Origin of the sequence: Glaciimonas immobilis, assembly GCF_011947285.1 — a bacterium.
Taxonomy (GTDB): domain Bacteria; phylum Pseudomonadota; class Gammaproteobacteria; order Burkholderiales; family Burkholderiaceae_D; genus Glaciimonas; species Glaciimonas immobilis.
The window spans coordinates 170170-181506 of sequence record NZ_JAAOZT010000005.1; the positions used below are offsets into that span (position 1 = coordinate 170170).

An 11337-nucleotide genomic window follows, 5' to 3' on the forward strand; every position below is an offset into this window, starting at 1 on the left:
AACGGTCCATCAATTCAGACTTTCAAGTTTCCGGCAGGCCTTGTATGCCTATTGGAAACGTCGGCACGATGCTTCCGACACAAAAGCAAAAATCGCATAATATCTATGGTGTAGCGGCGTAATAATCGCTGGGGTTCGAGACATAACCGATATAGCCATTCGAGTCGCGTACGTTGTAAAAAATCGGGTGCACGAGTCTTATCGCCACTCCAAAAATCGAATAATGCACCTACTCCGATCACTACATTGGCGTGCAGCATCTGACGACTTAACAGGATCCACTCTTCCTGAATCGGATTACCTAGCGCCACCAACACCACCTCCGCCTGCGAGAGGTTGATAGCAGTAACTAATTCGGCATGATCATGTTCGATCCCCGTATAGCCGTCGCAGGTGCCGACCACGGTCTGACCCAAGGTCACGCGGACATGGTGAGCTGCTTTGGCCAGAACCTCTGGCTTACCGCCCAACATGAACACCCGCAACGGTCTTGCCAGTCCAGAAAAAAAATACGGTATGAAGTCAGTACCGTTCAAATTTTCCTGGAACCTGTCGCGCCGAAATAAAAATGCAGCGATATCCATTCCAATGCCGTCATTGACTATCGTTACTGAATCACCTTTCATGGTGCCCAATAGATATCTGCACTGAACGATGAAATTTGTGTTGGCAAAAAACAGCGATACTTTTTTTTCCTTCTTGACGGTTTGGCGCAGGTATCTGGCCAGTACGGGGGATGTCGTTTTAGAGACCGGATAGCCTGCGATAGGAATACATTTTTCGTCACTCATCGATCACTCCTAAAAGACTGCCAATAAACACCAAAATCACCTATAAGCACTGTTGCCATGCGCCTACTCGCTAGCCACCAAAAAGCAGAAGTTCGAGAACGACGACCGCTGGGTGACTTTTTTATTACACAAAGAAGCGACGAAATCGCAGTCCAGCCAATAGCATCTCGTGCCATGAACTGTTTACCACCCTGATCTGCCAGCCGGTAATTGCGACGATGGATGGATACAGCAAACAGGCGAGCAATACTCCGCCTGCAACCACAGCCACATCGGTCAAGTGGTCAGGTATCACCAGCAAATAGGCGCTTAGTCCCGCACACAAAATGATGCTACCCACCAAAGGTGGCGCCAGTGCGTACCACATCAGCCGAACGTTCAAACCAAGCAACCGATTCAACAACGTTTGTGAAACTGGATATACCAGCAAAAATGCGCCACAAAATGACAAACTCAAACCGATCAATCCAAAGCTTTGAAAGATGGCAGCTAGTCCGGCCGCTAACAGCATTTGGGCAATTCCCAAAAATACCGGCACACGGTTCTTCCTCATCGCGAAAAACAGATAATCATTTAACTGGGTAATCGACGATAACAGATACAAAAGTGCCAACGCACTGATCGTCGGTGCGGCAGGCAACCACTTCTCACCAAACGCTACCGCTACCAAAGGCTTTGCCAACACCGCCTGAAAACACAGTAAGGGTGCGACGCAAAAAAATGTAATGCCGTGTATCGTTAAATACCCTTTGCGCAACGCTGTCACATCTGTTCCCGCATCCGAGAACACCGGCAGCGCGACTTTTTGCATAGAGCTAGCGATAACCAGATACACAGCCGAGGTAACACGCTTGGCGAGGTTGTAAAGGCCGGTAGCGTATGGCCCAAGAAACAGGCTGACCAATAATGCGTCACCGTTGACGTTGATGTAACCCAATAAACCGGATAATCCGACCTGACGGATATCATCCACGTAGCGGCGCAGCAGCGTAGTGTCAAAAACCAGCCGGGGTAACCAGCGACTCTGAAATACAACTAACAACAGGCCGAGACCGGATGCCACCACCTGTTGCACTACTAAAGACATACCACCTAATCCGTTAGCAGCCATCGAAATGCCTATCACGCCACCGATCAAGATCGAGAAAATCGATCGTACAGCGAGCTGCCGGAACATCATGTTGCGCACTAACCTAGCTTCATAGGCCCGCACCAATCCATAAAAAACAATCGACGCACTCATGCCTTGCAACACCAATTTCAGGTCCGGGGCGCGGAACAGTGCGGAAACCAATCCCGCTGAAAAAAACATCAAGCCTGCAAGTGCCAAACTCGCCAACATGCAGTAAGTAAACACCCATGAATAAAGTCGGTCATTCGGTTCTTTTGTCCGTACGATAGGCATTGCAATCGCATCAAACACGACCACGCGGGTAAACAAAATAAAAAGATGAGCGACCGTCAACAAGCCAAAAGCATCCGGTGCCAGAAACCGTGCCAGCACTGCGAAGATAATAAATGACAAGACCTGTTGCGCCAGGTTATCCACGATCGCCCACATCGACCCTGACGCAACCGCATTTGATTGCTTAAATTTCATCGGACCGCTCCTTCCAACTTGAGTTTCAGTTCAAACATCCTGTGCATTCCTATTTGTGCATCTATTTTTTTGGGTTATTAACGTTACCTAAGTGCTAATAAGCGTTACATTGCCAGTTTTAAAATCGCCATTTGCGGCTTTTCACCATTAAGGTCGGCCTGCAAGCTGAACGGGTAATCGCCTAACCATTGCCCTGCCGACCAATAAGTCCAGCCGCCCCATGCTGCAGTATTCTTTGTACCGTTCACTATTGCCGCTAACGCTTGCAGGCAAGGCGCATTGGGTTGCACGCCGACCTCACCAAGAAACAAACGTTGCCCGGTAGCGATTGCCCATTCCGTCAGCTTTGACATTACCGTGCTTAACAATGCGGGATCAATACAGGTGTTGTGGGTGCCGGAGTAATCGGCATCCGCATATTGGTGGGTCTCGATCAAATAATTATTCGCCGGGTCATGAAATGTGCGAAACGCTTCTGAATTCGATACCCCGGCATCTTTTAGAAACCACGAATGCGCGCCACTCCAGCTTCCGCCGGGAACCAGAATCAAATTTTTTGCACCGCCTAAACGTATGGCAGTGACAGTTTCCTGCGCTGTTACTGCCCACTCCGCTGTCGATAAATTACTTGGTTCGTTCATCAGATCAAATGCGACGTTGGCTGGATCCATAAAGTGAGGCAGCAACCGCGTCCATAAATTGATCAACGCTGTATGCGGCACTGCGCCCGAGCCAATAGGCTGGCCGCGGTATGCGCCATAGTTATGCAAGTCAAGGATGATGCAGACTCCCAATAAACGTGCGTTGGCTGCGGTATCCATGATATTTTTTAACTCGACCGGATCAAGCTCGCCAAATAGTGTGGGTTGTATCCGCTCCCAAAGAAACGGCAGCCGGAAAACATTCAGTCCTTGCGCCTGAAAATGCCGCATGTCATCAATCACCGGATAGACATAATCGTGGAAGAGCACTCCGGGTAGCGTCTCGCCAGCAAACTCCGCCCCGCTCAAATTAACACCTGTCAGGCGTTTGCTATCAAGGCAATTAGCAGATGCCATGTGCGGCACACATAGGCAGCCGAAGACGATTGTGAAGGGTAAAATGCGCCGCAATCCTCTAAGGAACGCGAATTTTATAAGACTGCCGAGATATTTTAAGATTGCATTGCAGTAGTTATTCATGTTTTGTTACTACCTTTAAAGGAGACCGGTTGTGGAGTTGATGCGAGTGAAAATAGCGGAAGTATCTTTTCCTTTAGATTATTCCCCAACGATTTAATCAGGCGCGCTCCAGGTTTTTCGACCATCTGAAAGTTGAGCCAGGAAACGAGCAAGACCATGCTGATAAATGAGACGAAAAAAATAATTTGAAGCAAGATCGCAACCAGATCAGTGCCTGGATCTGGAAGAAATTTTTGATACAAATAGACAACGGGCATATGCAACAGGTAAATTGAAAAACTGCATTCTCCGCAAAACACGACGAATCCATTTCCTAACATTAGCTTTCCAATGAGTGACGGAAACGTAAAGCTGAATACCAGAAAGGCACCAAAAGCGGCAGTCAATATACTGCTATAGAATTCTTTATTGTTCGCGAATGGCAAAGGTATCCAGCCGCTTTCCATCAATACCACCAAGGAGAGTAAAGTCACGTGCAAGGCCGTGGTTGCTTTGCTGCCCTGATCCTCTTTAATCCGTGATCGCAATGCGCCAGCGATCACGCCAAACACGAAATAATGCAACTTTGCACCAATGAAAGTGCCTGGAAAAACGTCACGGTACGACAACAGAACCATACATCCGAGGATCAAGAACATAATACCGAAAACATCAAATCGCACCAGACAACGGCTGGCGGCGGCCCAGATCAGAACAAACATAAAATAAAATTCAACTTCCGGGGTGATGCTCCAAAACACCGAGACGTTTCCGGAAAAAAGAATATGGCGCAGAATATTTTTGCTAGAAATGTCGTATGTAAAATTGGGGTCGAAATTTGTATAGACGACATAAGATATCAAGAGGATAAAAAGATACGCTGGCGCAATTCTCGAAAATCGTGAGATCGCATAATCGATTACGTCCGGCGCAGAGAATTTTTTTCCGACATAAAGATAAGCCATCAAAAATCCGCTTAAACAGAAAAAAATCGTTACGCCGATTTCGCCGGAAAAATTAATATTCAGCGGTAGCGCGAACCGACTCACACTGTGACCGTACACAACCAACAGGGCCGCTATTCCCCGCAAACCGGTAATTTCATTTATTTTTGCGTTTGTCATGGCTTTTGCGGATACATTTTCTCTAAATATATTTCAGTCTAAAAAAGGCAACAGATCGCCTCAACGTGACATTAAATTTTTATACACTTCAACATATTGATTGGCGATGTGCCGCCAGTTATAACGATCCGCAAACTGCTGCATGTTACTGCGTCCAACGGCGAAATTACGTTGCGTTTCTTCGTGAAGAAAAAGGAGACGTTCGACGTTATCTTCATCGCTTTGTGCCGACAGTAAAATGCCGCTATGCGATTGCTCAACCAGATTACGAAATGGGGGAATGTTGCTGAGAACGGGTGTCAACCCGGCGCTCATTGCCTCAATTGCCGCCAGGCCGAAACCTTCATGCTGCGAAAGGCAAATAAAGTAGCTGGCCTGGCCGATCAGCTCAGCCAAAGCGCGATCGCTCGGGTTGGGAATTATTTGCACTGAATCCGTCAATTGATGTTCACCCAACCACGCGCTCAGTTCTTCTGCTGTGTGATCGTATTCCCGACCCGCAATAATGAGTTTCCAGCCAGACTGTCGGGCAGCTATTTTTTTGAAAAGCGCCAACGTCTCCAGCAGTCCTTTGTTAGCGGACCAGCGCCCAAAATAAATCAAAGTTCTGGTGGGAGTTAGCGCCGCTTGATTTCGATATTTTTCGACATTGACGCCGTTTTCGATGACAGCTAACTTGGAAGGATTAACAATTTTTTTAAAGATGTTGCCATCGTTGTCGCTCGTCGCAATGATCTTGTCGTACATCATCGAGGACGCGCGCGTTACGGTGTTGAAATAAACTTTTTTTATTGTCGACGCAAAGCTGGTGTGAAAAAAGCCACCATGCGTTGATGCCACTAGCGGTCGCTTGTGAAAAGGCTTGGTCAAAGCCAAATAGTCAAAAAAGAAGTCAATTCCATGGACATGGATAACATCAGCATCGGCGACGTGCTTTAACACTTGCGGACACACTGGGTATCTGCTCGTTCCGCGAAACGGCAGACGCATGACGCTCACGCCGTCGACTATCGCTTTGGAGGCAAGAAATCCGTCAGCGTTTCTAAATAAACGGTTGAGTGTAATGATTCTGGGAACCTGATCATGGTGCTCACGTTGCTGGCGCACTATATTTCGCACGACGTCTTCCAGGCCACCAACGGAGGGTGAATATTGACGCACAACGTGTACGACTTTAATCGACATGTGAAAGGCCTTTTATATGCGGGTAAGCGCGGGGGTGAGTGTGGAATTTTTTTCGGGTAGGTGCGGCATAACCTCTTTTTGATTGTCTACCAGACATCCGACCAGAAACCAAAGAATACCTGCGGTCTTCAAGGCAAATAATGACGTTCCGCTGACGCACAGAATCAGCGACATGTAGAGAGTGACTGAAGCGCGAAAGCGGTTGCCCCTTTCGTCCTTCATGCTGAGCATCCAGAAAGCGATCCATAAAAACAGGCATAGCACCAAACCGAGCCGGGTTAGCAAGGACGGATATCCCATGTCACCGAAATTAATGTCGTATCCTTCCGTACCAAATATCATTCCGACATCCAGATTGCACAGCATTTTTCCACTAACATACAGTCGCCCCAAAACGTTATCGCTATAAATTCCATTAACAAATAGAGCGGTTCCCAGCAATGTGCATACGCATAGCACTGGTAGGATCATCATCCAGATATATTTATTGCCGAACGGGATGCAACGCATCAGCATCAGCGCCGCCACGGTTATCATTCCGTAGCGCGAATCGCTCAATGCAATCATCGTGAACGCCGAAACCACAAAGAAAAGCATTTCCGCGATCTCGTCTCGTCTCTTTGATAAGCCCCAGGCGCCGACAATCACGGCAAAGTTACCGAGGGATACAGGCTCAAGAAACACCGACGACACTCGATGATTACCGATTAAAGCGGGCAAGATCGTGCGCCCTATTCCTTCCGGTCGCATGCCGTTCAATCCCAATACGCTGCCCTTGGCCCAGTTGGAACCAGGTGCCAGACCACCCTGACTGACATAGTAAGAAAAAATATTAAATATGCGCGAGAATCCATCCACAAAAAACAGTTCAAAAAAAGCAAAAAACAACACCACTAACACCATCATTTTAAGTAAACGGTCGGCATATTTAACGCTTCCAATCTGACGTCCAAGCCCGTAAAAAAGGATGGGAATCATCACGTCCCGGAAACCTTTTGGATCCAGCTGGTTACGAAAAATTGCCATCAAAAAAAGATATGCGCCGACCAGCCCGGCGACGGCCAGAAACTCAAGTCTCATGTGCTTGATCAACACCACAAGACAGGCGAGGTAGATGACGCCCTCGGTCAATCCCACGCCCACCATGGAGATCGCATGGACGTTGGTGTGAAGAGCGCACAAGACGGCCTGGTACGTTAATGCGCACGTCAAAATCCAGAACACCACGCTTTTATCCGACACCGGCAAATCTACCGGGCGCGGAAAAATAAAATTCCTGATGGTTGAGAGAGAATGCATACGGCTCGTTCGCCTTTTATTGGTGCAATACTTTTAAATTGAAAGACTAGAGTTGAGATCCGTGCGCACCCGACGAAGTGCAAGTTCTTTCATGACAGCTATGGCCAATCCAAGCATTAATCCGAGCATGATCGACATAACTATGTTGAACACAATATTTGGGCTAGCCGAATGCGTGGGTACGGTTGCCGCACTTAGCAGTGACACATCGGACTGGTTAGAATTACCTTCGAGCTCGGAACGGTTAAAGCGTATATGGACCGCGTCGTATGCATGCTGCGCGTTGTCGACATCTTCAACGAGAACCGATAGTCCATCGCGGGCGCGGTTGAGTTGAAAGACTTTGGTTCTTTGCGCCGCGAACGCGGCGTGCACCAAGGCTTCACGCTGGCGCAATATGTGGCTGTTATTTGCAGCGCCGCTATTAGTGGCTGCGATATTACGGCTTAATTCAGTACGCATTTTGTCAATCTCAGCTTTTGCGGCCTGATACTGTGGGTGATTCGGCGCTAGATTCTGCGATAACAACGCAAATTTTCCTTCGGCCTGCGCCAAGGAGGACTTAAGCGTTTGCACTAACGAATTCGCGATCACATCAGGTGAATCCATCCCATTGCTACCCATTGCCTGACTCCCCCGCGACGACGCTTCTATTGCCTGCCCCTGAGCAATGATGAGTTGACCCGAAAGATCATTTAAGCGCGCGGTTTCAATGTCGAGGGTTTTATCGGTGCTTACCAGTCCGTTCTCTTGCTGATATTGGGATAGCTTGTTCCGAGCCTTTTCCAGGTTAGCACGAAGAATTTTTATCTTTGCGGCAAAGTAAGCGCCAGCTTGCTGCACCGGTGCCACCTTCATCTCGAGGCTCACCTGCTGGTAGGCGCTGGCAAACCCGTTAGCCACGGCCGCGGCGAATTTTGGATCGTTGCTTCTTGCATTGATTTCGACGACGCTACTTTCTCGCGCCGGGGAAACATCCACCATTTTTAGCAACAGGTCGACTAGCCAGTCACTGATCGATCCCCCGTCGCTGCGGATATTAGCGAAACGCTGCTGAAAGACCGGATCGTTCGCCAGGCGAAGATTGACGACTGTTTTCAAAGCGACTGCTCTGCTCAAAACGATGTCCATTTGTGTCGCCATATAACCCGCTACCAGCTGCGCGGGCAAAACCTCCCCCGACACCGGATCGGAACCTTTATAGTTCAGCACCATTGTGCTCGAAGCTTTGTAATTTTTGGGCAAAAACAAACTGGCGATGGTGGTTATTCCCACGCTCAACATCATTGTGAAAAGCACGATTTTATAGCGTGCACGCAGAATGGCTGATAGCTGATAAAAAGTCACAAAAGAGTCCCAAGAAAACAGCTGTTCGAATATAAATTTACTTGCGATGTCAATCCTGTTGGTAACAGCACCTTTTTATCGGCATAGGGCATGACGATAGACCTTCCATAAATATTATTAGTGATTATCAAAACAAACTTTCCTGGACGTACACGACGTCGTCAGGCTTGAGTTCGTCATCATTTTTCAGGCTGAGCGTTGCTGTTTTTCCGTTCGCGTCGCGACGTCTGACGCGCAAACCCCGCTCGGTACCGCGCGGCGTGAGACCCCCTCCGATAGACAGCGCCTGCATCACACTCATGTCGCGTTCCAGCCGATAGCCGCCTGGGTGCTGTACCTCACCATAAATATAAAATTTATGTGCCCGATCCACGTACACTATGTCGCCGCCGATCAGCCTCATATTTGCCGTCATGTCTGCAGCCTGAATCATGTCGACAAGATTAATCACCTGCCTGCTGACTCTTCCATCGCGCGTAAAGATGATGGTTGCGGTATCCCCGCCATCAGGGCCGACGCCACCGGCCAATGCCAGCATATCGGTCACGCTACGCGGGCCTTTAATCGGATATCGTCCCGGGTGCAAGACCTGGCCGAGCATGGAAACCTGTTGGCTTTCTAGCTCAGTGACCAAAATGTTAACCTGTGCCGTTCGCAGAAATCCGCCTTCGGTTAATAAGCCGGCGATTTTCTTTTCCGCGTCGGCAGTCGATAGTTCCCCCACCTTCACATCGCCTACGAGCGGAAAAGTAATACTGCCCATCTCACTAATTTTGGCCACCAGACTTAAATCCGGATTTCCAAATACGGCTATTTTTACGACATCACCAGTGCCAAGCGGCATGTCGGAGGCGCGCGCGGTGAAGGCTGAAAGTAAAAAAGCCAGCACCAACGTATGAAAGAAAATTTTACAAATTTTTATTATCATTCTATTCATCTTTATAAGGTATTTTCCGCAACGATATTTGTGAGCAAGGTCCTGATTGTGATCCTCTGATCATTTTCATCTTTCATATTTCTAGCCCCAGGTTCGTGCACCCAATTGGTCGACATAGACGTTATTAACGTTCATAATTTATTTCGCATCACCGGATGTAGCTCCCCTTCGATATGTCCGCTATCGCTTTTTTCGACGTACTCAATTTTGGCTAATAGCCGCAAGCGAGCAATTTCTATGGCCGCTACTTCCTGCATTTTTTTATCCATCAGAAAACGTTCAATCTGTAAATTTTGCTGCACAGACCGAAGCGTGCCGTCCGCCATATTGGTGACCACTGAAAGCAAATCCCGGTCACCCTCTTCTATAACAAAAAGATGATTTGTTCCGATATTTTGAAGTTGGCTAAACACATCATCCGGTAAGTCGGCGCTATCATATGAGGCGGCAATTCTGACATATGCAATTTTGCGTCCAATCAACCAAGCTTCGACTTCGTCAAGCGATTTGCCAGCGTCCATAACAGCCTTTAGCTGACTGCTGAACTCTCGCGATGCAATACTTAGCTGGTTAATGTCCAGCATCTTTCGACGCAAGAATAACTTTTCATTTCCGTGAATATAGTCACCAACATTCTTCTGAGACGGCGAGCCCGTCGTTCCTGCCAGCGTTTCCAGATAAGCCTGCACGATTGCATACGTTTTATAGATTTCGATAAGCTGTATTACTTTTGGATCGCGATCCATTTTTTTTCGCTTAGCTTCCTGCAACAATATTTTCCTGTCTACTAAGCCCTCCAAAGCCTGTTTGCGTATATTAGGCGGATCTTCAGGATTGCTTCCCGGCGCAGAGCTCGATCGGACCAATTCGGCATCAAGTTGGCGGGTGGTAATTTCGTCGCCATTTACCCAAAGCAAAATCTTGCTGGTATTTTTATTCCTGTCGCTACAGCCGGTTAAGCTCAACACAAAAAATGAAACCATCAATATCAATAGCTTAGGTATCATCACGCCCGTTCGGTGTAAAGCCCGGCTAACGTCAAGGGGTCTTTGGAAATATTCAAAACAATGCAAGGGTACCCTCCGACATATAAATAAATGACCATATAGTTTTGCGCTTTCGATGACTCGGCTAGACAACCTACCAGCCATACACAATAGTAATTGTCGTGTCCGAAGTTAAGTTATCCGCCAGTTTTAGTATGGGACGAATCCAATTGACGCGCGGACTGGGCGACGACGTATTTGATAAAGGGTTAAACAAAGGACGACCAAAAGCAACGTCCACGAATCGGGCTTTGGTGGTGGTTGACCTTTAAAATTTTTGAGAAAATGATACAAAGAGTCGTCTATGAAATTGGTGCTTGATATCCGATTGTTGGGTAGCGCGGTCTTCCATTTGGCGGATGACAATTCCGTCGTTGCAGTATTGGCGTGCGGCCAGACGCCTTGCGATTTTTGTGCCGCAATGAACACGATATGTGGTTTTATGGCAGAGCTCTTTGGATGGTCTAGAGAGGATGCAGGTATGGGGGACCGAAAACGATCGCGCTCAGTGTTTGGCGAGCCGCTGTCAACGTTACTGTTGACAGCACGGGTTGAGCGCGGTGAATTGATAGTGTGCGGCGGAAGCTTAAAAATTGGCGTTTCGGCGCCGGCAATACTCGCATGACCTAAAAAAGCGAGGCTCACCACAATGGCTATTTTCATTACATCCCCCTATAAAAAACACTGAAACGAGCGTCGTTTTCCTACAAAAATCACTGTCAATATTTTTTTAATTTATATCTATTTTTTCGTTGCAACACGTACTGTCCGTCGTGTATTAACTCAATACGCATTATCTTTTTTCAATACTTCCTTGACGGTGCGGGCGATAATCAACAGGTCCAGAC

General features: G+C 47.8%; 10 protein-coding genes. 1 reads left to right on the top strand and 9 read right to left on the bottom strand.

All coding sequences use genetic code 11. The features are described 5' to 3' along the window. Window positions 1-14: 14 nt before the first annotated feature. The 9 genes from HAV38_RS09255 to HAV38_RS09295 form a co-directional block, all read right to left on the bottom strand. Window positions 15-791, bottom strand: a complete 777-nt coding sequence (locus tag HAV38_RS09255) for a WecB/TagA/CpsF family glycosyltransferase (RefSeq protein ID WP_168054684.1) — start codon at window positions 789-791, stop codon at window positions 15-17. Window positions 792-915: 124 nt separating this feature from the next. Further along, window positions 916-2391: a lipopolysaccharide biosynthesis protein gene (locus tag HAV38_RS09260; protein ID WP_168054686.1), complete on the bottom strand. Its 1476-nt coding sequence runs from the start codon at window positions 2389-2391 to the stop codon at window positions 916-918. Window positions 2392-2495: 104 nt separating this feature from the next. Then, the gene (locus HAV38_RS09265; protein ID WP_245182284.1) at window positions 2496-3449 is read right to left on the bottom strand and encodes a glycoside hydrolase family 5 protein; all 954 of its coding nucleotides are present in this window, start codon (window positions 3447-3449) and stop codon (window positions 2496-2498) included. A 119-nt stretch (window positions 3450-3568) separates the two neighbouring features. Further along, the gene (locus HAV38_RS09270; RefSeq protein WP_168054690.1) at window positions 3569-4675 is read right to left on the bottom strand and encodes an acyltransferase family protein; all 1107 of its coding nucleotides are present in this window, start codon (window positions 4673-4675) and stop codon (window positions 3569-3571) included. Between the two features lie 60 nt (window positions 4676-4735). After that, a complete protein-coding gene (locus HAV38_RS09275) occupies window positions 4736-5860 on the bottom strand; it encodes a glycosyltransferase family 4 protein (protein ID WP_168054692.1) in 1125 nt (374 codons plus the stop codon). A gap of 12 nt (window positions 5861-5872) precedes the next feature. Next, window positions 5873-7159 (bottom strand): polysaccharide polymerase, encoded by a 1287-nt coding sequence (locus HAV38_RS09280; RefSeq protein ID WP_184013460.1) that lies wholly within the window; start codon window positions 7157-7159, stop codon window positions 5873-5875. 33 nt (window positions 7160-7192) lie between these two features. Next, on the bottom strand, window positions 7193-8506 hold the full coding sequence (gene epsF, locus HAV38_RS09285) for a chain length determinant protein EpsF (protein WP_168054694.1): 1314 nt from the start codon (window positions 8504-8506) through the stop codon (window positions 7193-7195). Between the two features lie 127 nt (window positions 8507-8633). Continuing rightward, window positions 8634-9434, bottom strand: coding sequence for a polysaccharide export protein EpsE (epsE, locus tag HAV38_RS09290; RefSeq protein WP_245182285.1), 801 nt, complete (start codon window positions 9432-9434; stop codon window positions 8634-8636). Between the two features lie 140 nt (window positions 9435-9574). Then, the gene (locus HAV38_RS09295) at window positions 9575-10450 is read right to left on the bottom strand and encodes an EpsD family peptidyl-prolyl cis-trans isomerase (RefSeq protein WP_245182290.1); all 876 of its coding nucleotides are present in this window, start codon (window positions 10448-10450) and stop codon (window positions 9575-9577) included. Window positions 10451-10793: 343 nt separating this feature from the next. Between HAV38_RS09295 and HAV38_RS09300 the strand changes: the two genes are divergently transcribed. After that, window positions 10794-11114 (top strand): hypothetical protein, encoded by a 321-nt coding sequence (locus tag HAV38_RS09300; protein WP_168054700.1) that lies wholly within the window; start codon window positions 10794-10796, stop codon window positions 11112-11114. Window positions 11115-11337 lie beyond the last annotated feature (223 nt).

Coding starts and splice junctions, on each gene's coding strand:
- HAV38_RS09255 (WP_168054684.1), bottom strand. CDS start 791: ATGAGTGACGAAAAATGTATTCCTATCGCAGGCTATCCGGTCTCTAAA.
- HAV38_RS09260 (WP_168054686.1), bottom strand. CDS start 2,391: ATGAAATTTAAGCAATCAAATGCGGTTGCGTCAGGGTCGATGTGGGCG.
- HAV38_RS09265 (WP_245182284.1), bottom strand. CDS start 3,449: ATGGCATCTGCTAATTGCCTTGATAGCAAACGCCTGACAGGTGTTAAT.
- HAV38_RS09270 (WP_168054690.1), bottom strand. CDS start 4,675: ATGACAAACGCAAAAATAAATGAAATTACCGGTTTGCGGGGAATAGCG.
- HAV38_RS09275 (WP_168054692.1), bottom strand. CDS start 5,860: ATGTCGATTAAAGTCGTACACGTTGTGCGTCAATATTCACCCTCCGTT.
- HAV38_RS09280 (WP_184013460.1), bottom strand. CDS start 7,159: ATGCATTCTCTCTCAACCATCAGGAATTTTATTTTTCCGCGCCCGGTA.
- epsE (WP_245182285.1), bottom strand. CDS start 9,434: ATGATAATAAAAATTTGTAAAATTTTCTTTCATACGTTGGTGCTGGCT.
- HAV38_RS09295 (WP_245182290.1), bottom strand. CDS start 10,450: ATGATACCTAAGCTATTGATATTGATGGTTTCATTTTTTGTGTTGAGC.
- HAV38_RS09300 (WP_168054700.1), top strand. CDS start 10,794: ATGAAATTGGTGCTTGATATCCGATTGTTGGGTAGCGCGGTCTTCCAT.